General features: G+C 61.9%; 27 protein-coding genes and 2 pseudogenes. 10 read left to right on the top strand and 19 right to left on the bottom strand.

What is annotated here, in order from left to right; all coding sequences use genetic code 11:
* The first annotated feature begins 97 nt into the window (after nt 1-97).
* The 3 genes from JNB85_RS27610 to JNB85_RS27600 are packed head-to-tail and all read left to right on the top strand — an operon-like array spanning nt 98 to nt 1803.
* Complete coding sequence (locus JNB85_RS27610; protein WP_220337600.1) at nt 98-889, top strand: adenosylcobinamide-GDP ribazoletransferase; 792 nt, start codon at nt 98-100, stop codon at nt 887-889.
* 18 nt (nt 890-907) lie between these two features.
* Nucleotides 908-1105: a DUF1289 domain-containing protein gene (locus tag JNB85_RS27605; RefSeq protein WP_220337599.1), complete on the top strand. Its 198-nt coding sequence runs from the start codon at nt 908-910 to the stop codon at nt 1103-1105.
* Nucleotides 1105-1803: a TIGR02281 family clan AA aspartic protease gene (locus JNB85_RS27600; protein ID WP_420852298.1), complete on the top strand. Its 699-nt coding sequence runs from the start codon at nt 1105-1107 to the stop codon at nt 1801-1803. Before JNB85_RS27605 ends, JNB85_RS27600 begins: the two co-directional genes overlap by 1 nt.
* 128 nt (nt 1804-1931) lie before the next feature.
* On the opposite strand, the pseudogene JNB85_RS27595 reads toward JNB85_RS27600, so the two are convergent.
* Nucleotides 1932-2902 (bottom strand): annotated as a pseudogene (locus JNB85_RS27595) (alpha/beta fold hydrolase).
* A 142-nt stretch (nt 2903-3044) separates the two neighbouring features.
* Between JNB85_RS27595 and JNB85_RS27590 the strand changes: the two are divergent.
* Nucleotides 3045-3482: an Rrf2 family transcriptional regulator gene (locus JNB85_RS27590; RefSeq protein ID WP_220337598.1), complete on the top strand. Its 438-nt coding sequence runs from the start codon at nt 3045-3047 to the stop codon at nt 3480-3482.
* A gap of 260 nt (nt 3483-3742) precedes the next feature.
* Here the strand turns inward: JNB85_RS27590 and JNB85_RS27585 are convergent, their stop codons facing one another.
* Entirely contained in the window at nt 3743-4195 is a 453-nt protein-coding gene (locus JNB85_RS27585) for a pyridoxamine 5'-phosphate oxidase family protein (protein WP_220337597.1), read from the bottom strand.
* A gap of 288 nt (nt 4196-4483) precedes the next feature.
* Complete coding sequence (locus JNB85_RS27580; protein WP_220337596.1) at nt 4484-5473, bottom strand: squalene cyclase; 990 nt, start codon at nt 5471-5473, stop codon at nt 4484-4486.
* A gap of 172 nt (nt 5474-5645) precedes the next feature.
* Here JNB85_RS27580 and JNB85_RS27575 point away from each other — a divergent pair.
* Nucleotides 5646-6569 (top strand): annotated as a pseudogene (locus JNB85_RS27575) (LysR family transcriptional regulator).
* On the opposite strand, the gene JNB85_RS27570 reads toward JNB85_RS27575, so the two are convergent.
* The 4 genes from JNB85_RS27570 to JNB85_RS27555 form a co-directional block, all read right to left on the bottom strand.
* A complete protein-coding gene (locus tag JNB85_RS27570) occupies nt 6532-7269 on the bottom strand; it encodes an SDR family oxidoreductase (protein ID WP_220337595.1) in 738 nt (245 codons plus the stop codon). The pseudogene JNB85_RS27575 and the gene JNB85_RS27570 overlap by 38 nt on opposite strands.
* 121 nt (nt 7270-7390) lie before the next feature.
* The gene (gene chrA / locus JNB85_RS27565; RefSeq protein WP_220337594.1) at nt 7391-8794 is read right to left on the bottom strand and encodes a chromate efflux transporter; all 1404 of its coding nucleotides are present in this window, start codon (nt 8792-8794) and stop codon (nt 7391-7393) included.
* A gap of 1 nt (nt 8795) precedes the next feature.
* Nucleotides 8796-9611: a chromate resistance protein ChrB domain-containing protein gene (locus JNB85_RS27560; protein WP_220337593.1), complete on the bottom strand. Its 816-nt coding sequence runs from the start codon at nt 9609-9611 to the stop codon at nt 8796-8798.
* A gap of 123 nt (nt 9612-9734) precedes the next feature.
* Nucleotides 9735-10472, bottom strand: coding sequence for an SDR family oxidoreductase (locus tag JNB85_RS27555; RefSeq protein ID WP_220337592.1), 738 nt, complete (start codon nt 10470-10472; stop codon nt 9735-9737).
* A gap of 214 nt (nt 10473-10686) precedes the next feature.
* On the opposite strand from JNB85_RS27555, the gene JNB85_RS27550 reads away from it, so the two are divergent.
* Nucleotides 10687-11280 carry a TetR/AcrR family transcriptional regulator gene (locus tag JNB85_RS27550; RefSeq protein ID WP_223216627.1) on the top strand — a complete coding sequence of 198 codons (594 nt, stop codon included), beginning with the start codon at nt 10687-10689 and terminating at the stop codon, nt 11278-11280.
* A 120-nt stretch (nt 11281-11400) separates the two neighbouring features.
* Here the strand turns inward: JNB85_RS27550 and JNB85_RS27545 are convergent, their stop codons facing one another.
* The 6 genes from JNB85_RS27545 to JNB85_RS27520 form a co-directional block, all read right to left on the bottom strand.
* Entirely contained in the window at nt 11401-11970 is a 570-nt protein-coding gene (locus JNB85_RS27545) for an AAA family ATPase (RefSeq protein WP_220337590.1), read from the bottom strand.
* Between the two features lie 34 nt (nt 11971-12004).
* Complete coding sequence (locus JNB85_RS27540; RefSeq protein ID WP_220337589.1) at nt 12005-13324, bottom strand: ATP-binding protein; 1320 nt, start codon at nt 13322-13324, stop codon at nt 12005-12007.
* Nucleotides 13321-13998: a response regulator transcription factor gene (locus tag JNB85_RS27535; protein ID WP_220337588.1), complete on the bottom strand. Its 678-nt coding sequence runs from the start codon at nt 13996-13998 to the stop codon at nt 13321-13323. The genes JNB85_RS27540 and JNB85_RS27535 overlap by 4 nt, the downstream gene beginning before the upstream one ends.
* Entirely contained in the window at nt 13995-14567 is a 573-nt protein-coding gene (locus JNB85_RS27530) for a cytochrome b/b6 domain-containing protein (protein WP_220337587.1), read from the bottom strand. Before JNB85_RS27530 ends, JNB85_RS27535 begins: the two co-directional genes overlap by 4 nt.
* Before the next feature lie 3 nt (nt 14568-14570).
* Complete coding sequence (locus JNB85_RS27525; RefSeq protein WP_220337586.1) at nt 14571-14837, bottom strand: PepSY domain-containing protein; 267 nt, start codon at nt 14835-14837, stop codon at nt 14571-14573.
* A 122-nt stretch (nt 14838-14959) separates the two neighbouring features.
* On the bottom strand, nt 14960-15319 hold the full coding sequence (locus JNB85_RS27520) for an NIPSNAP family protein (protein WP_220337585.1): 360 nt from the start codon (nt 15317-15319) through the stop codon (nt 14960-14962).
* Between the two features lie 59 nt (nt 15320-15378).
* On the opposite strand from JNB85_RS27520, the gene JNB85_RS27515 reads away from it, so the two are divergent.
* From JNB85_RS27515 to JNB85_RS27505, 3 genes are all read left to right on the top strand, one after another.
* Complete coding sequence (locus tag JNB85_RS27515; protein ID WP_220337584.1) at nt 15379-15594, top strand: hypothetical protein; 216 nt, start codon at nt 15379-15381, stop codon at nt 15592-15594.
* Nucleotides 15595-15797: 203 nt separating this feature from the next.
* Nucleotides 15798-16502 carry a DNA helicase gene (locus tag JNB85_RS27510; RefSeq protein WP_220337583.1) on the top strand — a complete coding sequence of 235 codons (705 nt, stop codon included), beginning with the start codon at nt 15798-15800 and terminating at the stop codon, nt 16500-16502.
* Nucleotides 16503-16995: 493 nt separating this feature from the next.
* Nucleotides 16996-17631, top strand: coding sequence for a DUF1062 domain-containing protein (locus tag JNB85_RS27505; protein ID WP_220337683.1), 636 nt, complete (start codon nt 16996-16998; stop codon nt 17629-17631).
* Nucleotides 17632-17721: 90 nt separating this feature from the next.
* Here the strand turns inward: JNB85_RS27505 and JNB85_RS27500 are convergent, their stop codons facing one another.
* From JNB85_RS27500 to JNB85_RS27490, 3 genes are all read right to left on the bottom strand, one after another.
* Complete coding sequence (locus tag JNB85_RS27500) at nt 17722-18192, bottom strand: NUDIX hydrolase (RefSeq protein ID WP_223216632.1); 471 nt, start codon at nt 18190-18192, stop codon at nt 17722-17724.
* 197 nt (nt 18193-18389) lie between these two features.
* A complete protein-coding gene (locus JNB85_RS27495) occupies nt 18390-19394 on the bottom strand; it encodes an inorganic phosphate transporter (RefSeq protein WP_220337582.1) in 1005 nt (334 codons plus the stop codon).
* Nucleotides 19394-20038 carry a DUF47 domain-containing protein gene (locus JNB85_RS27490; RefSeq protein ID WP_220337581.1) on the bottom strand — a complete coding sequence of 215 codons (645 nt, stop codon included), beginning with the start codon at nt 20036-20038 and terminating at the stop codon, nt 19394-19396. The genes JNB85_RS27495 and JNB85_RS27490 overlap by 1 nt, the downstream gene beginning before the upstream one ends.
* A gap of 112 nt (nt 20039-20150) precedes the next feature.
* Here JNB85_RS27490 and JNB85_RS27485 point away from each other — a divergent pair, with 112 nt between their 5' ends.
* Nucleotides 20151-20705, top strand: coding sequence for an NUDIX hydrolase (locus JNB85_RS27485; protein WP_220337580.1), 555 nt, complete (start codon nt 20151-20153; stop codon nt 20703-20705).
* A 12-nt stretch (nt 20706-20717) separates the two neighbouring features.
* Here JNB85_RS27485 and JNB85_RS27480 read toward each other — a convergent pair whose 3' ends face one another.
* The 3 genes from JNB85_RS27480 to JNB85_RS27470 form a co-directional block, all read right to left on the bottom strand.
* Nucleotides 20718-21560: an isocitrate lyase/PEP mutase family protein gene (locus tag JNB85_RS27480; protein ID WP_220337579.1), complete on the bottom strand. Its 843-nt coding sequence runs from the start codon at nt 21558-21560 to the stop codon at nt 20718-20720.
* 109 nt (nt 21561-21669) lie between these two features.
* The gene (locus JNB85_RS27475) at nt 21670-22431 is read right to left on the bottom strand and encodes an ABC transporter permease (RefSeq protein ID WP_220337578.1); all 762 of its coding nucleotides are present in this window, start codon (nt 22429-22431) and stop codon (nt 21670-21672) included.
* Nucleotides 22428-23354 (bottom strand): ABC transporter ATP-binding protein, encoded by a 927-nt coding sequence (locus tag JNB85_RS27470; protein WP_220337577.1) that lies wholly within the window; start codon nt 23352-23354, stop codon nt 22428-22430. The genes JNB85_RS27475 and JNB85_RS27470 overlap by 4 nt, the downstream gene beginning before the upstream one ends.
* Nucleotides 23355-23401: the final 47 nt, after the last annotated feature.

The following is a 23401-nucleotide window of genomic DNA, read 5'->3' as shown; positions in this document are numbered from 1 at the left end:
TTAAAGCGAGCGGCTCAGGCTCACAACTCAAAAAGCCCGAAGACGGCAGTCGTCCGAGAAGACCAAAACGCCGCAGGGGAGACGGGGGCCGCCGAGAATGATCCCAGGAATAATAAAGGACATTGCAGTCGATGCCGCGCGCGCGGTGGCTTTCTTAAGCCGCATTCCCATGCCGCCATGGCTCTTTACCGGCGATGACGGCAAGATTGGCCGGCTGGTCCGTGTCTTCCCCGTGGCCGGGCTCGTCATCGGCGCCCTGCCCGCTCTCGTCTTCCTGCTGATGCTGGCATTTCGCGCCGACCGCCTGATGGCCTCACTCGTAGCGCTCGCTGTGCAGACGATCCTGACCGGCGCACTGCACGAGGACGGGCTTGCCGATACCGCGGACGGTATCGGCGGCGGCAAATCCCGCGAGCAGAGCCTTGTTATCATGAAGGACAGCCGCATCGGCAGTTACGGCGCGATCGCCCTCATCCTCTCTTTCGCCCTGCGTGCCTCGGCACTTGCCGCCATTGCGCGTGAAGCATCGCCTTTCGCCGCAGCACTTGCCATTCCCGCCGTCGCCGCACTCAGCCGCGGAGCCATTGCCTGGCACTGGCAGAGACTTCCCACTGCAAAGCCGGATGGGCTCGCGGCCTCGACAGGCAGCCCCGCCGAGGTAGAGATGCAGATCGCCCTCGTCACCGCGGGCTTTGTCACCGCCATCCTCGTCTGGCCGGCACTCGGTCTGCTGCCGTTGGTTTCAGCCCTTCTTGGCGCCGGTCTCTCGACGCTCGCCTTCACCTGGTTCATCCGCCGCAGGCTCGGCGGGCACACCGGCGACACGCTCGGCGCCACCCAGCAGATTTGCGAGGTCGCAGCCTTCTGCGCTCTTGCCATGGCGCTGTGAAATTACGATATATCGCCCATGCGAACACCCTGCATCCGCGTATGCTCCCTGGATCCTCTCGCCGGTCTTTGCGCCGGATGCGGCCGCACAACGGATGAAATTGCCGGATGGATGCGTTTCTCCGACAAGGAGCGCGAGACCATCATGGAAAACCTGCCCACCCGCCTCACGGCACTCGCTCCCGAATCGACGAAAACCCTGGAGGCCATCGGCTGATGCGCCTCATTCTCCTGCTTGCCGCCATTGTCATCGGCCTTGCCGTCCTGCTCCTCAACAACGATCAGAGCCGCATCATGGGCCTTGAAAGCGATGATTTCGGCCGCTTCGTCTACCTGCTGCCGATCGCCCTCATGCTGGCAGCCGGAATCTGGGGCAGCCGCCAGAATATCGGCCAGACCCTGCGCCAACTGATGCTCTGGCTCGTCATCATCCTGGCGCTCGCCACCGCCTACCTCTACCGGCAGGACGCGATGGCCGTCGGCAACCGCCTTCTTGCCGGCCTCGTGCCCGGCCGCGCCGTGGTCGTCACGACCAGCGAGGGCGGGCAGGAAGTCATCGTCCACAAGATGCTGAACGGCCACTTCGAGGCCGAAGTCTCGGTCAACGGCCAGTTCGTGCCGATGCTGGTCGATACCGGCGCCAGCATGGTGGCGCTCTCTCATGCTGACGCGCTGCGCATTGGCATAGACCCGAAGCAGCTCACCTACTCCATGACAGTGATGACCGCCAACGGCCGCGCCCGCGCCGCCCCTGTTACCCTCGATCAGATCGCGATCGGCCCGATCGTGCGCAGCAATGTCGCGGCATCCGTCGCCGAAGACGGCAGGCTAGACCAGAGCCTGCTCGGCATGAGTTTTCTCGAGACACTCGGCTCCCTGCAGATGCAGACGGATGAATTAAGGATGCGGGACTAACAGCCGCATCCGCCTTGCGGCATAGCAGGCGTCTTTCGGTCCATTGCCGACGACCGGAGCGGCAGCCATGAATTGATAGCCAGCTTGGAAGGGATGATGAAAGACGGGCACTGAGCCAGACTGCCCGCTCACAAGCCTCTGATGAATTCGATGATCCCCCGACTGACGATCTCCGGCCGCTCCTGCGGCAACCAATGACCGGCGCCAGGCAGCAGTTGTGTCCCCCGAAGCCCAGGCGCAAGCGCCGGCATGGCAGCGATGATATCGCTCATGCCAGGATCGAAAGCCCGGTATCGCGTTCGCCGGTCATAAACAGCGCGGGCACCTCGACCTTCAGCCCGGCGACAGACTTTTGCAGCGCCCAGTTCCGGTCTAGGTTGCGGTAATAGTTCAGGCCGCCACGAAAGCCGGATGCCTTGAATGCAGCGGCAAAGATGTCGAAGTCGGCTTGCTGCAGCCACGCAGGAAGTGTTTCCACGTCGGGCAGATCGGCGAGCAGGCCGGACCGGCGCGACACCATACCGAACGGATTGGGTGTTCCATCGCCGGGGAGCCTCGGACCCGCCTCGCCGCTGGCGGCACAGTAGATCTTGCGCAGCGTGATCTCGACATCCCGTTGGAATTCGGCTTCCGCCAACCCCGGTTCCTGAAAATAGAGCACATAGAGCAGGTGATCCCCTGTCGCCGGAAAGATTTTCGTCGGCGGCACGGGCGGCTGGCCCATGAGAGGCACGCTCATCGCCACAACACCCCGGAACCTGTCCGGACGCATCAGCGCGGCCTGCCAGGCAACCGTCGCGCCCCAGTCGTTACCGACGATAACGGCCTTTTCCTCACCAAGCGCATCGACGAGCGCCACCATGTCGGCCACGAGATCGAAGACCGTATAGGCGCCAGTCTCATCGGGGCTTTCCGTTCGGCCATAACCGCGCATATCAGGCGCCACGGCATGGAAACCCGCCCCGGTAAGTGCAGTAATCTGATGGCGCCAGGCATGCGAGGTCTCTGGAAACCCATGGCAGAGCAGCACCAGCGGCCCCTCGCCGGCTTCGGCAATGTTCATCCTCAACGTTGCGGTCTCGATCATGCGCTGTTGCATCTCTGGCTCCTCGACAACAGGCGCGCGTCGGAAAAATGCATCCGGGCGCTATTGAATCTTTAATTCCGTATCTTTTTACGTTACAGAAAGCAGAAGTCAATAGACCGTAACACTACTTGTTACGCTATCGAAAGAGGCACAGATGCGGCAAGACGGAAGACTGGCGCGGATGATTCATGTCCTCGTCCATATGGGACTGCTTGGCGGCAGGGAAACAAGCGAGCGCATCGCCCAGATGCTCAACACCAATCCCGTCGTCGTTCGCCGCACCATGGCGTCGCTGCGCCAGTACGGCATCGTCGAATCCGAGGGCGGCCGCGGCGGCGGCTGGTCGCTGACAAGGCCGTTGGCAGAGATTACCATTCTGGATGTGCAACGCGCCCTGCAGGGCGAAACGATCCTTGATGCGCCGCTTTCCAACGATCATCCGTCCTGCCCGGTCGAGCGCGCCGCCAATGGCAAGCTGCAGCGCGCCTTTGAAAGCGCCGAGCAGACGCTTGAGCGGGAATTCGAGCAGGTCACGTTGGCCGAAATCGGCGAGATCGCTATGGCTTCCGCCCAGGCGGAAAAGCGGGCGTGACCGGCGCCATCCTTGTCAGCAATGCCTGACGCCTGCCTTACCGGCAACCGTAGCTGCGGGTAACGACGGTCATCACCAAATCGTCGCCGTCGGCAGGCTGGAGCTGGAAACGAGGACAGCGCGCCAACTGTTCGACGCCATGCTGGCACGTCATCCCAACCGTGTTAATCCCGGCTCGCTCTGGGGCGCTGCCAAGGTCACCAAGGGCGCCTGACATCCACGCTGTCCAAACGAAGCTGCGCCCCTCTGCGTGGCACGCGTCAGAGGGTGACGAGATCCGCGTGCCCGAACCCCTTGGAATAATCGAGCACCGAAATCACCTTCGGCGCGACGCGGAAGATGCAGATCTGATCCCGCGTCGGCATGGCGATCTTCAGACCCTCCTGAACAGGATATTTCGCCGGCATCAGTTGAAGCACCCTGTCGGCCTCGTCAGGGTCTTTCACCTTCTCGGCACGCGCTGCCATTGACAGGCCTGTTATCTGCATCAGCTGGCCTGCGTCCGGGTTGATCGTCAGCGACATCCTGTTGTCCCGCGCCAGATTGGCAGCCTTCTGGCTGTCCGGGCTGCAGAGAAAATAGAGCGTCAGCCCGTCATTGACGTAGCCGACCGTCGTTGCCTGTGGCCACCCGTCGGGTCTGAGTGTCGCGACGCTCATGATCCGCTGCCCATCCAGTATCGCCTGGATCGTCTTCCTGATCGCCTCGTCCATCGCTAGCTCCACTCCATTCGATGACAACAAAAAGACTGCATCCGGGCCCACCATCCGGCATTGACGCACATCAATGGAAATCAATCTCAGAGATAGGCCTTCTTAAAGCGGGGAACTCCCGTGATGCCTGACGGCCGCAACGCGCTGCAAAACTTCGTTCTTGAAGCCAACCGCGGCACGACCAGCTGGTTTCTCGATACGATGGAAGATTTCGAGCCAGGCTTTCGTCCTTCAGAACTCCGGCCTAAACCATTATTTTCCCTCATAATGCCGGATGTCGCAGCAGCCTCACGCTGCGGCATGTTCGGTCTGCCGGCTATCCCACCATTTCAGCACCCTGAGCGCCCTGAGCGTCACCCAGCGGGAGGGTTCACCCTCGCCGTCATCCATTACGAACCAGGTCCGGCCGGAGACGCGCCAGTCGAGCGGCCAGCGACCATCTTGCAGTCGCCGCGATCGGAGGTATCTGATTGCCTCCTTCAGCCGCACATCGGGCGCAGCCCCGGTCAGCAAGCTTGAGGCGCGAAAATAGTCGAGCCCCCGCAGCACATCGAAGCGCCAGCGGTTCGGGTGCAGAAATTGCATGAACTTCTCGTCGACCGGCTCGCCGGTGCTGAGTCGCCACATCAGGTGCCGCGCCAGCAGATAATCCTCCCCCGACCGTCTTGCCTCGCGCGATTGCTCCGTGCCGCCCGTCGCTCGCTCATATTCCAGAAGTCCTTCCAGCACATTGATCGTTGTGTGGAAGGAGGAACGCAGCGAGCCATTCGCCCGTTCGCAGTTCCAGCCGCCGTCGGACTGCCGCTCGCCGAGCAATCTTTCGACGATGGCCGAGACATCGACGCCGAAATAGGCGCCGTCGCCAACCGTTCGGCCATTGATGCATTCCTCCACCTCGCCCTCCCAGAAGGGTTGTCCGCCTTCATCCCAGCGGCAATTGGCGCCAATGAGCGCGACAGTTCTCCTGGCGCTTTCGGAGCGTGGATCGAGCCCGAATTCGCGAAGCTGCGTCAGCGAAAAGTTCGTCGCCGTCCAAGGCTGGCCGGTCGCCTGCCACTCCTCGCGCGTGAAATCGCGGGGAAGGAACGAGCCGCCCGCCCACTGCCCATCGGCATCCTGAAAGGACAACAGCTTGGCGCCCCACCCCTCCCGCTCGACCTTCTGCCGCTCGGCAGACCAGACGGGTTCCGGCGCGTCCAGAAGATCGCGCAGCACCTGCCAGCGGATGGCGGGATCGGAGGTGAGCAGCCAGCCGATCACGGAAGTCTCTGAAGGCATCGACAAGGCTCCCTGTCGCTTGCGAAGACGGTCTAAAGTTTGGCCAAGCACGCGTCTGCCGTCAATATTGCGCGACTCGACGCAGGGACTCCCGCCACCCGGAGACTCCCTCTGCGCATGGCCGCCTGATATAGGAGTGCCTATCCTTGCCCTGGAGCGCACGGAGATCGAGATGAACCCACGCCAACTGAAGACCTTCCTTGCCGTCGCAAGACACGGAAATTTCACCCGCGCCGCAAGCGAGGCCAATCTCGCCCAGTCGAGCATCAGCGACCAGATGCAGGCGCTCGAAGAGGAACTGGGCACCCGGGTTTTTGAGCGTACCCGGCAAGGCGTGACTCTGACACCGGCCGGTGACACGTTGAAATCCTATGCCGAAGAAATCCTAGCTCTGAACGACGAGGCAAAGACCGCGATCCGCGCCGCTGCCGGTCTTGAGAAAGGGGTTCTGACGATCGGTACGCTCGAAACCATCGCAGCGGAGAAACTCGCGCCCTTTTTGTCGCGGTTTCGCGAGGCCCATGCCGATATCGCTGTGACGCTGAAGATCGCCGGCAGCGGTGAATTGCAGCAGCGGCTGCAAGATGGCTCGATCGATATCGCCTTCACATTCGATCGCGGAGAACAGGACGAACGTTTCGTGACCCGTCTCGTCTCGCGATAGCCGCTGGTGCTGATTGAAGGCCGCAATTCCACAGCTACGCCGCCCGAAAGCCTTGCAGATCTGAGCCACCTGCCCTTCATCGCCACGCAAACCGGTTGCGTCTATCGCCGCCTGTTCGATACCGCCTTCGCCGAGGCAGGCATTGCCCCGCCCGATATCGTTACCCAAGCCGACAGCATCCAGACGATCATCCGCCTCGTCGCATCCGGCGCCGGTTACGGTCTTGTTCCGCGTCTGGCCATCACTCCGGCCGCCGAGCGCGGCGATGTCGGGGAACTGCCCTGGCCAGGTGATACACCCGCCGTTTCGCTGATCATGCTGTGGCGGCGCCGGCGTGTGCAGCGACCGGCGCTCTCTTCATTGATCGTCATGGCAAGCGAGGACCTGCGGCCGGTCAGACCAGCCGGTGCCCGCCTTCGACGTGCAGGATAGTGCCTGTGGTAAAGCCGTTGCCGATGAGGAAGCGGATCGCATCGGCAATGTCCTCGGGTCTGCCGACACGCCCCGCCGGCAGACGCATGGCCATCGCTTCCAGCGTTGCCTGCTTGGCGTCGCCGGCCACGAAACTCCAGATTGGCGTATCCACCCATCCCGGCGACACTGCATTGATGCGCAGAGGCGCAAGCTCCACCGCCAGCGCCCGCACCAGCCCTTCCAGCGCCGCATTGACGGCAGCAACGACCGAACCCCGTGCCGCCGGCCGATAGGCGGCGACGCCTGACGTATAGGTGATCGAGCCAGACGGCGGCAGACAGGGCGCGCCATATTTGGCAAGCAGCAGCGGCCCGTAGAATTTGCTCTCGACCACCCGCTGCGCTGCTGAAAGCTTGAGATCCGGCAGCAACTGGTAGGCTCCCTCGATATCCGCCGCCGTGCTGACGATATGATCGACCGGCCCGCAATCGCGAAAAAAGGCCGCAACCTCCTCCTCCCGCGTAAGATCGAGTGTGGCGGTCTTAAGATCAGAGGGATGACCGAGTTCCCGCCGTGCCGCTTCAAGCCTCTCCGCACTGCGCCCGGCTATCGTCACCCGTGCCCCCTCGTCCAGTAACCGCCGCGCCGAGGCCAGCCCCATGCCGGAACTACCGCCCACGACGATAATCTCCGCGCCTTCTATTCTGATCTCAGTCACCTGCATCTCCTTCTTGGCTGGGAGAGCAGATGCCTCGTTACGAACTGCAAGAAAAACGGAAGAAACCGATGGCGCCATCGGTTTTTCCGATGATGCGGCTGCCGGCAAAGGCCGCAAGGCCTCAAGCCGGCCAGAGCATTCCCGCCACCGCGCAGCCGAGCAGCACCGGAATGACCGCCAGCTTGAACCGGAAGATCGCGATTGCCGCCGCAAGGCTCAGCAATAGCGACGGTAGCGACAGCGACGTCCAGACAGGCAGCTCGATCGAGATGGGTCCGATGCTGTAAATCGCAGCACGCCCGAACAGGAAGTGCAGGCCGAACCAGATCGCCAGATTGAGGATGACGCCGACCACCGCCGCCGTGATGGCCGACATCGCGCCTGCCAGCGCGGCGTTGCCGCGCAGCTTCTCCACGAAGGGGGCGCCGAGGAAGATCCAGAGAAAGCAGGGAACGAAGGTTACCCATGTCGTCAGGACGGCGGCGAGCGTGGCTGCCGTCATCGGAGAGAGGCTGCCGGGATCGCGATAGGCGCCCATGAAGCCAACGAACTGGAGAACCATGATCAGCGGCCCGGGCGTCGTTTCCGCCATGCCCAGACCATCGAGCATCTCGGTGGGCGTCAGCCATCCGAAGCGCTGGACGGCCTCCTGCGCGACATAGGCAAGCACGGCGTAAGCGCCGCCGAACGTCACCATCGCCATCTTGCTGAAGAACACCCCGATCTGCGTGAAGATATCGCCGGGTCCGAGGAAGAGATAGAGCAGCAGAAGCGGCAGCAGCCAGAGCACCAGCAGGACCGACGAGATCTTCAGCGACCAGCGGAGGTTCGGTCGCGCATGATCGGGTATGTCTTCCCCGAGCAGCGCGTCGGCGTCGGACAATACCGCGCCGCCGGCTGCCTTGTGCCCGCCACCGCCCTGGAACAGGCGGGAGCCCGATTTCGATCCCAGAAAGCCAATGATGGCGGCTGCGAGGATGATGAGGGGAAAAGGCACATGCAGGACGAAGATCGCCAGGAAAGCGGCTGCCGCGATCCCGATCATCGCCCGGTTTTTCAGCGCGCGGCCGCCGACCCTGACGACCGCCTGAATGACGACGGCAAGCACGGCGGCCTTCAGGCCGAAGAACAGGCCCTCGACGGCATCGACGCTGCCGAGGGTCACGTAGAGATAGCTGAGCGCCAGGATGGACAGGAAGCCGGGAAGCACGAACAGGACGCCCGCGACCAGACCGCCGGCAGTCCGGTGCATCAGCCAGCCGATATAGATGGCAAGCTGCTGCGCCTCCGGTCCCGGAAGCAGCATGCAATAGTTCAGCGCATGCAGGAAACGCTGCTCGCCGATCCATCTCTTCTCGTCGACGACGATCCGGTGCATGACGGCGATCTGGCCGGCCGGTCCGCCAAAGCTCAGTGCGGCGACGCGCAGCCAGACGCGGAAGGCCTCGCCGAAGGTCACGCCATGCGGGTTTGGCGACGCGCCGGTATTGGTATCGGGCGTCGCATCGGTGACGGCGCTGTTCACGTCAGCCTCCTTTTTTCGCGGAGGGCCAGTTGTGCGTTTCGTCCGTGGCATCGCGGCACCATCGGTAGAAGGCATCGTAGAGCAACATGCCCGCATCCAGTTGCTTGAGGTCGTCGACGAACATGCGCGACAGGCCGAGTGACGCAGCCAGCAGCCCGGCCGCTTCGGGAGCAAGGTCTGGCCGGGCGGTATCGGCGCCGCGAATTATCGTTGCGAGCCTCGACAGCGGCCCCGACGTAAGACCGAATTCCTCGATCATCACATCGAAGGTACAGCGTTCGCCGCGATGGCTCCAGAAGACTTCCTCTATATCGAAGGGCGCGGCGCCGAAGCGATCGGCAACCAGTAAGACGTCTGATGTCGGCACGAACAAAAAAACAGCGGCGGGATCGACGAAGCGTCGGATGAGCCACGGACAGGCGATGCGATCGATCTTCGGACGCGCGCGGGTAACCCACACGGTCCGTCCCTGCCGGTCGCGCGGCGGCAGCTTGTCGACCGGAACGGCCGGGCCGCCCGAGCCTATCCAGGCTTCGAAGCCGCCTTCCAACACCTCCGCCGCGCCGCCGGCATGGCGGATATGGGCGGCGACCCCATGGCTGAGCTTGCCCCCCGCCTGGCAAACGACGACCACCGGCCCGGCGAAGCCGGCCGCCCATTCGTCGATATCGGTATAGGATTTACGGACCGAGCCCGGCACGAGCCTCGGATCACGGGCGAAATCATCGTCGACGCGCACGTCGACGATGACAGGCGCATTGGGTGTGCCGACCATACGGTGCAATTTGTCTGAAGATATTTCGAGAAATGAAGGCATGACGCGTCCTCCGGTGTTCGGTTTCATGGACGCGATTCTTCGGCATGTCGCCTCGTGGGGTGATCGCAACCCCATATGGTTTTTATGCGCGCCGGCGTTTTTCATGTCAAGCTGCGGAGGAGCTCAGTTCCGCCCGCCATTCGCCCTGATCACCTGCCCATTGACCCAGCCGCTTTCCGCACTCGCCAGAAACGACACGATCCGGGCAATATCCTCCGGCTCACCGAGCCGGCCGAGCGGGATCTCGTTGGTCAGCCGCCGGATCAGCTCCGGGGATCGGCCTGCCAGCAGCAGCTCGGTTGCGACCGGCCCGGGGGCTACGGCATTGACGGTGATGCGGCGGGGGCCGAGCTCCTTTGCGAGGATATGTGTCATCGCTTCCACCGCCGCCTTGGTTGCGGTGTAGACGGCATTGCCCGGCGAATAATGGCCGATGATGCTGGTGGAGAGATTGATGATGCGGCCGCCGTCGCGCACCCGCCTTGCACCCTCGCGCATCCCGTTGAAAGTGCCGGTCAGGTTCACGGCGATCAGGCGCTGATAGTCTTCGTCGCTCACTTCGGAAAGCGGGCCGAAGGTGGTGACGCCGGCATTGTTGACGAGAACGTCGACGGTCCCAAATTGCGCCTCGGCACACTCAAAGAGATCAGCGACCGCTTGCGGATCGGAGACATCGGCGCGGATGGCAACCGCTTGGCCGCCGGCGCCCTTGATGGCTGCGACCACTTCTTCGGCCGGCGCGGCGCTTGCCGCATAATTGACGACGGTCTGGAAGCCTTCGGCTGCGAGCTGTCTGGCGATTGCCGCACCAATGCCCCTGGAGGCGCCGGTGACGATGGCGGTCTTGATCTCGGTCGACATGTGTCATTCTCCGTTCTGTTCCCGCACAGACGATCGCAGGCACGCCAAGGCGTATGCGCATCACCGGTCCCGGTGACGCGTCAAATGAGTTCGACTTCGCTGTACTGCCCGCTCACTTGTGCGCTTGATCCGACACCTGTAATGTGAGCGATAACTCGCGTTTCCGCTACTCGCATTTCAGAGCCTATTGCCAGCAATGTCCGAAAGCCGCTCTTTGCCCAGAAAAACGCCAAGACAGGCCCGCTCGCTCGCCACGGTGAGCGCGATCGTCGAGGCTGCGGCTCGCATTCTGGAAGAGCGCGGCCACGAGGGTTTTTCCACCAATGCGGTGGCGGAAAAGGCCGGCGTCAGCGTCGGCTCGCTCTACCAGTATTTCCCGCGCAAGGATGCGCTGATCGGCGCGCTGATCCTGCGGCAGACCATGTCACTGATCAGAGATGCGGAAAGTGCTGCCGATCAACCGACCGGGCAAGAGGCGCTCTCTGCTCTGATCGCCCCATGCGTCCATCAGCAGCTTGAACGCCCTGCCCTTGCCCGCCTGCTGGATTATGAAGAGGCGCGCCTGCCGCTCGATGCGGAGACCGAGCAGGTCAAGCGGCGCTTCTTCGAGCTCACCCGCGATGCGCTGCTGCGGCCGGACATGCCGGCGCAACCCGATATCGATGTCGCGGCGCGCGATGTGGTAGCGATCGTCAAGGGCATGATCGATGCCGCCGGCGAGCATGGCGAGGAGGACAGAAACGGGTTGACGCTGCGCGTCAAACGCGCCGTCATCGGCTATCTGAAGGCTGGATCGGATGGCGGCTGATAATCCCAGAAAAAACCCTCGGTCCGGGAGTAGAACCGAGGGTCTTCGTTTACAGGAATGAACGCAGCGATCGCTGGGAACGATCAACCTTTGGGAGGGGAACAAGGCTGCTGCGTTGCATCAAGAACGAGAAGGATCGCGCTTGGTTCCCAGAAAATTATCAGCCGCCAGCCGGCGCAGCAGAAAATCCGCGCGGGTTTCGACGTCAGTCTTCGGCAGGATGAGGACTTCATAGCCGATTTCAGGATAGGCCGCAGTCAGCCGCTCGTATTCTGCAACCGCCTCTTCAAAACCATGCCGCCGCTCGGGATCGTTGACATAGATCTCCGGCCAGGGCGGCGTCAAGAATACCGTTTGGTGATAACGATGCCGGTTGCGCAGCGTCCCCAGCACCGCTTCTCCGGTCGCGGCCTGGAGCGCGGCGGCGGCATCGATCAGGCCGCGGTCGAAGAATGTCCAGCCAGTCTGCGCTTCTGCCAGCGTCTGATCCTCGAGCGCCATCGCGATTGCGCGTCTGGCAAATGCCACCGGATCGACCCAGGGCAAGGCCGCGCCGTGCCCGGCCAGCTCCTCCTTCACGATCCGGCGTCCGGGCTCTTCGACGGTGGCGTAACCGCGCCGGGCAAGTTCATCGAGAAGCGTGGATTTCCCGCCGCCGGAGCAGCCGGATATGACGACGGATCCTGTCATTGGTGTCTCCTGACGATTTCCAAAAACAGCTCGGCTAGCGGCCGATCTCCAGATCGAAGACATGGCCCTGCCTGCCGGAAGAGCGACGAAGTGAACCCCGGTGGATCGCGGCGATGCGCTTCACGATATCAAGGCCGATCCCGAAACCGTCGGCATGGGCAGCGATATTGACGCCTTGCCGGCTACCGGCGGGATGCCGGTCCTCGACCCGGATCAGATTGCGGCTCACGCGCACGACGATATCGGTTTGTGCGGGCGTGTGGCGAACGGCATTGTCGATGAGGTTGCGCACGGCATCCTTCAGCAAGGCCGGCACACCTTGCACGAAGGCGGCGTCCACCTGCGCCGAAAATTCCAGAGAGTGATCGTTTTCATAGACCCAGGGCGCCAGTTGTTCCACCACGCTGGAAGAAAGCGTAACGAGATCGACCTCCTCGAACATGCCGTGATCGAACGTATCGAGCCGTGCGAGCGCGGTGATCTGGCTGACGAAGCGCACGAGATCGTCGAGATCCGCCTCAGCCTTGCGCGCCCGCGGATGGTCGATATGGCCAAGCTCCAGCTTGATCGCCGCAAGCGGCGTGCGCACCTCGTGCGCGATGCCTGATGTCAGGATCTTCTGGGATTTCATCAGCGCGCCGACGCGCTCGAACGCCCGGTTGACGGCCTCTGCAAGATGGGCGATCTCGCGCGGCATCTCCTGGAATTGCAGGTGCGAGCGGGAATCCATCGGGTCGATCCGTTCGGCCGCTTCCGCCGCGATCCGTACCGGCTTTAGCGCTTGGCGCACCGAAAGCAGGGTGGCGCCAAGGACGAGCACCAGCAGAATACTCATCGGCACGATCATGTGTTCGATCACCTCGTTCCAAAGGACATCCGATACGACATCCTGCGGATCGCCCATCGTGGCGACATCGACGACGAAGCGCCGCTCGCCGACGGTGAATGCACGCCCGCCCACCAGCGTCAGCGGTTTGCCAGCTTCCAGCGACCGTAGCCAGAAATCCGGCGGGTTCACATCAGGCGGCAGGAAGCGGCTTTCACAGGCAGCGTCGCAGGATTGAAAAACCAGCGCACCATCAGCCTCACGGATGCGGGCGACATAGCCGGTCTGCGACTGGTCGTAGCGCCCCTCGACACTTTCGGGAAGCCGGTAGTGGACGGTGCCATTCTCCACTGCAATACCGGAGGCGAGCCGCTCGGTCTCCTGCTCGACGAAGAGGCGCGAAAGCTCCCCGACGTTCCAGTAATAGTCGGAAAAGATCACGGCGAGCTGCACCACCATGGCCAGCACCGCGAAGAAGGCGATCCGCCGCGCCAGGATCGCGCCCAGTGTCGGCGACCGCTTGCTCACGCGCGCGCCTCCCGCATCATGTAGCCGACGCCCCTGACGGTCTCGATCAGCGCCTTGGTCGGATGTCCTTCGAGTTTCTTGCGCAGCCTCGAAATGGCAAGCTCGACGGCATTGCTGCTGCGCTCGTCGCCGAATTCCGAGAAGGCATGCTCGATCTTCGGCTTGGGCACAACCTGGCCGCCATTGCGCATCAGAAGTTCGAGCAGCCCTTTCTCGGAGGGCGCAAGCGCAATCTCGGTACCCGCACAGACCACCCGGCGCGAGGCGACGTCATATTGGAGAGCGGCGAATTCCAGGACGGGCATGACGGTTGCCGGCGCGCGCCGCGTCAGGGCGCGGATGCGGGCGATCAGCTCACCGTTGTGAAAGGGCTTTACGAGATAGTCGTCCGCGCCGGCATCGAGCCCGGCGATGCGTTCGTCGATCGCGCCGCGCGCGGTCAGCACCAGAACCGGAATCTGAACCTTTGCGGCCCTGAGCGACTTCAGGAACGCGATTCCGTCCTCATCGGGCAGACCGAGATCGAGAAGCAGCAGATCGTAATCGGTTCCGTCGAGGGCTGCCCGCCCCTCCTGCGCAAGGGCAAAGGCATCGATCTTCCAGCCGGCATCGCGGATGGCTTCGCAAACCAGCTCGCGAAGCCGGGAACTATCCTCGATGAGCAGTATCCTCATGCCTTCTTTCGACCCGTGACCATCGACCAGACGAGATTTTCCCTGTGCCTCCAGCTTTCGACGATGGCCGCACCCGCATGAACGAAGGCAAGCACCATGATGCCGTTTGCGATTGTGCCGTGGAGTTTCTCCAGCCACTTTTCGCCCCAGAAGGCATCGAGCGTCGTCATCCAGCCGGTCAGCGCCGTTGCCGCCAGGAGTGCCATCAGCAGAAGCATCATAACCGATGCCAGCGGATTGTGGCCAAGATAGCGTCTCTCGTTGCCGTCGATCATATCTAGGATCTGCTCCATCACCCTGCGCGGCGTCGGCAGGAAATCGGAAAAGCGAGCATGTCTTGTACCGACGAAACCCCAGAGGACACGAATGACAATTGCTGCAGCAACGACATAACCCGTGATGCGGTGCCAGTATTTGCCCTCTTCGAGAATGAAGAGATTGAGCGTGCAGGCCGCTACGATCGTCCAGTGAAACAGCCTGACGACCGGGTCCCACACCTTGACCGTTTCCTCGACGGCGTCGGAGGGCTCCTGGCCCTCCTCCTTCTTCTTCAATGAGATGGCGCTCATCGCTCAATCGCCCTTCTGGACGATCTCGCCGGAGACCGGATTGAAATAGACTTCGGCGCGCTCGCCGTTCTTGTCCTTGCCGTAGATCTCGTAGCAATTGCCGGTGACCTCGAAGGTCTTGACCTTGTAGCCCATGGCCTCGATCTTCGCCTTCATGGCCTCCTCGGACATCCACTTGGACTTCGGCTCCTTCGTGCAGCTTGGGCTCGCGAGCGCCAAGGCCGGCGAGAGCGACAGGATGGTAAGAGTGGCGATCAGTTTCAGCTTCATGATTTTACCCTTTTTGCTGTGGCCCCTAGCGGGCGACGACAATCGGGTAGCGCGACTAACCTGTCTGTTTGCTGTCGGGGAGTGCAGACGATCTCTTTCAGCCGGCAGGTATTCTCCATGCACTATTTGCTGCGCGGCAGCGGCCGCAGGAACAGGCGCTCGTAACTCTTGAACGGCGGGTCGGCCCCGAAGCGCGCGTTGGCTGCGATACTGTCGGGATCAGCGGCAACATTGGCGCGGTAGCCGAGATAGGTCTCCTCATCCGGGAAAGTGAAGAGAGCGATTGCAATATTGCCTGCCCCATCCGCGCCGGCGCCGGGAAAGCTCAAGCCTGCACCGTCGGGCTTTTCGCGCGGCATGAAATATCCGTGATGCGTTCCGCCATAGCGCTCGATCAGTTGCATCCAGACCTCGGCATAGGCTTCGAATTCTGCACGTTTCTTCGGATCGAGGCGGTAGCGCACCTCGCATGTGACTGGCATGATCGACTTCAAGGAAATTCCTCCCATGTCAGCATATAGCTCATCAGAGGACGCCGGCCATGCAAACAATGCCAGATCTGAGGGAATTGCAGGAAACGCGGCTGCGCCTGGAGGCGAGATACCTGCCCAACTCACCGTTTCGGCAGAGCTATGAGCGGCTCTGCCGGCGCTTCGAGAACGATCTTGCCGACGAGCGTGACCGTCTGCTCAGCCAGTGCGCGAGCCTGATGCTGATCAGGTTCATTCAGGAGGATATCGCAGATGCGACGGATTGATGCTCAGTTCGAAGCACGACAGGCCCCCACCATTCCCGCTTGTCGCGAATCGCAACGCCCGCTACCTCTTGGATAAGGCCCGACCCAAGCCTCCTCCCTCCAGCCGGGAAGCATCGTCCATGCAGGGTACATCCACGACCGAACCATCTGTTCGAGCGCCGCATAAGGAGGGGTTGCGTTTCCGGCTCGCAATGGAGGTTTGAATGAAATTGTCTCAACCCATTTATCAGCTGAAGCGTCGGGCGAAACTGCTGGCGCGCACCGATACGATCCCGCTTCATCAGGCGCTGGACCGTATCGCGCAGGAGGAAGGTTTTTCCGCCTGGAGCCTGCTTTCCTCGCGGCATGACATGTCGGCGCCATCCATGCTGTCGCAACTATCAGACGGCGAACTGCTGCTGATCGCCGCCCGCCCTGGCCACGGCAAGACCCTTCTCGGCCTGCAGCTCCTGCTCGATGCCGTCAGGGAGGCGCGGAGCGCGACGTTCTTCACGCTCGAATATACGAAAGAGCAGACGGTGAAGCGCATCCATGCCCTGCCGGAAGGCGAAGCGCTCGGCGACAGGATTGAGATCGTCACCTCGGACGAGATCAGCGCCGACTACATCATCCGCCATCTCGCGGACGCGCCCAAGGGAACGGTCGCTGTGATCGACTATTTGCAGATCCTCGACCAGCAGCGCAGCAAGCCCGGCCTTCCCGAACAGGTTTCGGCCCTTCGTACCTTCGCACGGAACACCGGCACGGTGCTCGCCTTCATCTCGCAGATAGACCGGTCCTTCGAGACCGGAGGCAAGAACCTGCCCGATCTGCGCGATGTGCGCCTGCCGAACCAGCTTGATCTCGGGCTCTTCACCAAGGCCTGCTTCCTGCACAATCGCGAACTCCGGCTGCAGCACGTCGCGTGAAACGTAAAGCGGGGGCCGGCGCCGGTTGCGCGCCGACCCTCTGCAGCGGCCGTTGATGTTTCCGGACGCGGCCCGGTCCGGACCGCGATGACGCGGGAATTTTGGTCTAGCTACGGCGAAGAGTTGCAGAAATGCCGCAAGTTGGCAGCCTTCACCCCCGCAACGCATCATAAGTCTCCCGTTCGACGAGCATATTTGCTATCCCTGCTCCCGAAGAGCATGGCGCATCGAGGTTGACTTTGCCTAAGTAAGAACCGGTCTCAATCCAGTTTCACCCGTACGACCTGGCGGCGACGCTGCCGGCGTATGAATGTGTTCATCGGGTGGCGGCAAGAGACCGGTTTGGCATTGTTCTCAATGTGCCAGTGCAGCTCCGCTGTCTCTGCTCTTCAACCACCTCAAAGCATCGCCACGCCGCGCCCTCAAGGCATTTCTCTCGCGCCATCTTGGTGAACTTCCGAATGGAAGACCAAGACTTATGTGCGATACCCTGCTGTGCGATACCCTGCGGGTCCGATGGACCGTGACGCCGAAAGCCGCCCCCCAGCCCTGGATTTCTTGCAGTGGATGCGGCGGAATGAGGGCCTTTCAATCCAGTGACAAGATCAGGCTGAATGCCAACGGCCGCAAGCTGGATGCCTGGCTCATCTACAAATGCCTCACCTGCGACAAGACGTGGAACCGGCCGCTCTTCGAGCGCAAGAATGTCCGCGACATTGATCCGGCCATTCTGGAAGCGCTGCAATCCAACGATCCTGAATGGATCCGGGCGGAGAGCTTCAATTTGGATGCATTGAGGCGCAAATCGCAGCGCATCGATGAATTCCCGGAATTCGACATTCTCAGGGAAGTGCTGCGAGAGACGGCAGGCTGGACGCGGCTGGAGATCGAACTGGTGGCGCCGTTGCCTGCTCGCATACGCCTCGACCGTCTGCTGGCATCAGAGCTGAAGCTTTCGCGCACGCGGCTTCGGACGCTCCGCGAGAACGGCCTGCTCCGGACGAATCCGGATCGCGCCGATATCCTGCGGCGGGGCATCAGCACTGGCATCGACGTGATGATAGATCTTGCTGCTATCGCCGATCGCGAGCTCTCCTGGGGACCCTTGGCGACCGGCAGCCCCAGATAGGTCTATAGTGCGAAGGCCCGTTGCTGGGCCTCCGTCGCTCCAGAGGTGCATCCCACATCCGTGAATGCATTCCGCGGCAGCTGACGGCAGTCACCGCGAGACTGGCGACATGGCGAGCGACACCGCCGCCTCATGCATCGGCCTCCGCCCGGTGATCCGTCGCGGCTTCAGCCGGTCCTGCGATGTCAGGGGATTGCCGGCATCGATGGAGCGGAAGAGCGCCTGCAGCTCAGGCTCCTCGACAAGCAGGGCTGCTTCTGCCGGCGAAATCCAGATCTTCTGCCTCTGGGCATATTCGCGGAATTGGGTTGCCTCGCTCGCCAGCCGCAAGAGATGGATCGAAACCGTCAACGGCGTCTCATGATCTTTCAGGTAGGTGCAATAGCCGAGCGGCTTCTTCCTCACCTTGCCGATGATCCCGGCTTCTTCGAACGCCTCGCGCTGAGCACAGCGATAGGGCTTTTCCCTCCGCTCCGGATAACCCTTCGGGATCACCCATCGTCCTGTATCTCGGCTGGTGATGAGCAGAACGCTCAGCCTTCCGCCCTCTCGACGCGGCAGCAGATGGCGCCGCTCTGGTCAACCGAGCGGCGGCCTGCCTTTGCGGGGGTTTTCTCATTCAATTCAGATAAATGACTGGATGGATGCATAGTCCGCTCGTTGTCTCCTTCTCCTTGTATGAAGAATAGAGCGCAACATCGGATCGAAAATAGCGATTCCTAAAATTAGGGTATCCGATGCATAAGCGAACCCAGCGCTCAGTTAAACAGGCTTGCAATCCCATAGCAGGCGGCGGCGATCGCGGCAGCAGCCGGCATCGTGATGACCCAGGCGATGACGATATTGCCGGCAATGCCCCACCGCACGGCCGACAGACGCCGCGCCGCGCCGACGCCGATGATCGCGCCGGTGATCGTATGCGTCGTCGAGACGGGAATGCCGAGCCACGTCGCACCGAACAGCGTCAGCGCTCCGCCGGTCTCTGCGCAGAAACCCTGCATCGGGTTGAGCCGGGTGATCTTCGAGCCCATCGTGTGGACGATCCGCCAGCCGCCGAAGAGCGTGCCGAGCGCCATGGCCGACTGGCAGGAGATGACTACCCAGAGCGGCACATGAAAGCTTCCGCCGAGATGACCCTGGCTGAAAAGAAGCACGGCGATGATGCCCATCGTCTTCTGCGCATCGTTGCCACCATGGCCGAGCGAATAGAGCGAGGCGGAGACGAATTGCATGAAGCGGAAGGTGCGGTCGACGGCAAACGGTGTCTGGCGCACGAACATCCAGGAGACGACGAGCACGAAAAACAGCGCCAGCAGGAAGCCGATCGCCGGCGACATGACGATCGCGCCGACCGTCTTCAAGAGGCCGCTCCAGACGATGGAGCTGAAGCCGACCTTCGCAAGTCCGGCCCCGACCAGTCCGCCGACCAGCGCATGCGACGACGAAGAGGGAATGCCGAACAGCCAGGTGACGATGTTCCAGACGATCGCCCCCATCAGCGCCGCAAATATCACCTGCGGCGAGACGATTGAGGGATCGATGATGCCGGTGCCAAGCGTTTCGGCGACATGCAGGCCGAAAAACAGGAAGGCGATGAAATTGAAGAAGGCCGCCCAGCCGACGGCATAATGCGGCCTGAGAACCCGCGTGGAAACGATCGTCGCAATCGAATTCGCCGCGTCATGCAGCCCATTGAGGAAATCGAAGAACAGCGCGACGCCGATGAGCCCGATCAGCAGCGGTAGGGAGAGCGTGGCTTCCATCAGACGTTCTCGATGACGACGCCGCTGATTTCATTGGCCACGTCCTCGAACCGGTCGACGATCTTTTCCAGGTTGGAGTAGATCTCGCTGCCGATCATATAGGCCATGGCATCGCCGCTGGCGCCATGCCGGCGATAGAGGTCCTTCAGCCCCTCGTCATGCAGCTCGTCGGAACGGCCCTCGACCCGCGTGATCTCCTCGGCGATCGACGAAAGCTGGTGGGCATTGGCGCCGATCCTGTCGAGCAATCCGATCGCCTGCTGCATCAGGCCGGCAGCCTTGACGATCTCGCCGCCAAGTTCCCGCATCAGCGGATCGAAGCTCGATTGCTCGAAAAGGCGTATGATCTTCACTGTCTTGTGCATCATATCAATCGCATCGTCCATGGACTGGATCAGATCCTTGATGTCGCCACGATCGAAGGGCGTGATGAAGCTGCGGCGGATGGCGAGCATCACTTCGCGAGTGATTTCGTCGGCCTCGTCCTCCAGAGCGATGATGCGGTCGCAATTCTCCTGAACCGCCTCGCCTTTCAGGAGCTTCTCCATCGCTTCGGCTGCCGCCACGACGGTTTTCGCATGCCTGCAGAACATCTCGAAGAAGCGGTCCTCCCGCGGCATCATCTTGCGAAACACGCTCATCATATCAGGCGATCCTTCCCTGTGCGGGCGACGGTCATCGGAGACTGTCATAAATGTGTCATAAAGCGTCGCAGGCAATTGATCGAAAAAGTAAAAATTGACAATGCTTGACGTCATGAAATCGAGCAAAAAAGGCACAAAATCTCGGGCCGGCCCATCGAGACCTCTGTTGAAGCAGCTTGCAGGACGGCCGGAGAAGCTTTTCTCGGGGGCCTTTCGCCAGCAGTACGGCGCTCTCTGCTTCCGCTACACGGACCCCGGTGCCGAAACCGACCGCCCGGAGATCGAAGTCCTCGTCGTCACCACGCGTGACAGCCGCCGCTGGATCATTCCCAAGGGCTGGCCGATGAAAAAGAAGAAGCCGCATGAGGCGGCCGCCATCGAGGCCTGGGAGGAAGCCGGCGTGCGCGGAACCGTCAGCAAGCAGGCGGTCGGCTGCTATACCTATCTCAAGGAGCTTGATGACGGCGACGTCGTTCCCTGCATCGTCGATATCTTTCAGATCGAGGTGGCGCATACCCAAGAGCAATTCCGGGAAGTCGGCCAGCGCGTGCTGGACTGGGTGAGCCCGGACGAAGCAGCCCGGCGCGTGCGCGAACTCGAACTGAAATCCCTGCTCGTCGATTTCCGTCCCCGCCTTGGCAAGGGGCGGCGCAAGAAGAAGGGCTGACGAGCAGCAGCCCTAATTCCGGTCGTCCCGCTTCTCCTGCGACATAAGCTGGCTGAGCGTTACCGCCGGGATCGCATCGGCGGCGTAAGTGAAGGTGCCCGACGATCTCACCTCCTCGGCCGCCCGCAGCAGCGCACCAAGTGCCGCGCGCGCAAAGGACCCGCCGACACTCACCCGCCGCACGCCTGCCGCCGAGAGTTCGGCAACGCTGTAGCGCGGCCCCTTCAGCCCCATCACCACGTTGACGGGCTTGTCGACGGCAGCGCACACCGTCCGGATCGCGTCGATATCGGGCAGGCCGGGCGCATAGAGGACATCGGCGCCGGCTGCCGAGAAAGCCTGCAGCCGCCTGATCGTGTCATCGAGGTCGGGCCGCTCCCAGAGAAAATTCTCCGCCCTCGCCGTCAAAAGGAAAGGCAGTGTCCGCGCCGCTTCCGCCGCGGCCTGCACGCGCTCGACGGCCTGCGAGAGTTCATAGATCGGCCTTGCCGTATCGCCGGTGGCGTCTTCGATCGATCCGCCGACCAGCCCGGCCGCAGAGGCCAGCCGGATCGTTTCTGCGCAGATTTCGGGCGCCGCACCAAACCCGTCTTCGAGATCGGCCGATACGGGAAGATCGGTGGCATCAACGATCTCCCCTGCGTTATCAAGGATTTCGCGGCGCGTCAGACTCGCAAAGGAATCCCGCTTGCCCTTCGAAAAGGCATAACCGGCGCTGGTTGTCGCCAAAGCCTCGAAACCGAGACTCGTCAGGATCCGCGCCGAGCCCGCATCCCAGGGATTGGGAATGACGAATGCCTCATCCCTCTGATGGAGCGCTTTCAGCCGCTCGAACTTTGCCTGTTGCTCCGCCACGACTCTCCTCCTGTGCAGATGACGACGAGGCCAGACTAGCAGGAGCGAACAAAATGTGAACGATCTTGTATCGCTCGAGCGGATTTTGCCGGTGGTCCGGCCTGCCGCGTCAATTCCGCAGCCGATACCCCGTCTTGAATATCCAGCCGAGCGTGCTGAGACAAATCACCAGAAACAACGAAACCATCCCGAGGCTGACCAGCGGATTGACGTCGGCAATACCGTAGAAGCTCCAGCGGAAGCCGCTGACGAGGTAGAGGACCGGGTTGAAATGGCTGACGGCCTGCCAGAAGGGCGGCAGCATGTTGATGGAGTAGAAGCTGCCGCCGAGGAAGGTCAGCGGCGGCACGACCAGCATCGGGATCAAGTTCAGCTGCTCGAAATTCGTCGCCCAGATGCCGATCATGAAGCCGAACAGGCTGAAGCTGATCGCCGTCAGCAGGAAGAACAGCACCATCATGAAAGGGTGCTCGATCCGCACGTCGACGAAGAGATTGGCAGTCAGGAGGATGATGGTGCCGATGATCAGCCCCTTCGTGGCGGCCGCCCCGACATAGCCGATCAGGATTTCCGTCATGGCGACGGGGGCCGACAGGATCTCGTAGATCGTGCCGGTGAATTTCGGAAAATAGATGCCGAAGGAGCCGTTGCCGATGCACTGGCCGAGAAGCGTCAGCATGATGAGACCTGGCGTGATGAAGGCGCCGTAGGAGACACCCTCCACCTGCTGGATACGCGAGCCGACGGCGGCCCCGAAGACGATGAAATAGAGCGAGGTGGAAATGACGGGGGAAACGACGCTCTGCAGCAGCGTGCGCCGGGTGCGCGCCATCTCGAAATAGTAGATCGACTTGATCGCCTCGAAGTTCATTTTGCGGCTCCCACCAGCGATACGAAAATGTCTTCGAGCGAGCTCTGCCGCGTCGAGAGATCCCGGAAATGAATATTGTTCTCGCCGAGCCGCGTCAGCAGCGATGCGACGCTTTCGTGCTCGTTGCGGGCGTCGAACTCATAGACGAGCCTGTTGCCTTCTGCCTCGATCGACAGACCGTTGCCGGCAAAACAATCCGGCAGCGTGTCGAGCGGGTCGTTGAGTTCGAGGATCAGCTGCTTGCGGCCGAGCTTTGCCATCAGCTGCTGCTTGTCTTCGACCAGCAGCAGCTCGCCGCCATTGATGACGCCGACGCGGTCAGCGATCTCTTCGGCCTCTTCGATGTAATGCGTCGTCAGGATGATGGTCACACCCGAGGCGCGCAGCCGCTCGACGACGTTCCACATATCCTTGCGCAACGTCACGTCGACGCCGGCTGTCGGCTCGTCGAGGAAAAGGATCGAGGGCTCGTGCGACAGCGCTTTGGCGATCAGCACGCGCCGCTTCATGCCGCCGGAGAGCTGGCGCAGCGTATTGTCCTTCTTGTCCCAGAGCGAGAGGTCACGCAGCACCTTCTCGATATGGGCGGGGTTCGGCTTCTTGCCATGCAGGCCGCGGGAAAAGCTGACCGTATTCCACACCGTCTCGAACTGGTCGGTGGTCAGTTCCTGCGGCACCAGGCCGATCAGCGTGCGCGTGGCACGGAAATCCTTCACCACATCGTGCCCGTCGACCACGACCGCGCCACCGCTTGGATTGGCGATACCGCAGATGATCGAGATCAATGTTGTCTTGCCGGCGCCATTCGGCCCGAGCAGCGCCAGGATTTCGCCGCGCTCGATTTCGAGATTGATGCCCTTTAGCGCCTGGAAGCCATTTGCATAGGTCTTGGTAAGATTCTGGACAGAAATGATCGGTGCCATGGGGCTCTTTGCGGATATCAGGTCGAATTCGCCGCTATATAGCCTCT

The sequence above is a fragment of the Rhizobium mesosinicum genome, from assembly GCF_019511345.1.
In the GTDB taxonomy this organism is placed as follows: Bacteria; Pseudomonadota; Alphaproteobacteria; order Rhizobiales; family Rhizobiaceae; genus Rhizobium; species Rhizobium mesosinicum.
The sequence above is the reverse complement of the archived record's forward strand: the minus strand, read 5'-3'. Positions and strand labels throughout refer to the sequence as shown.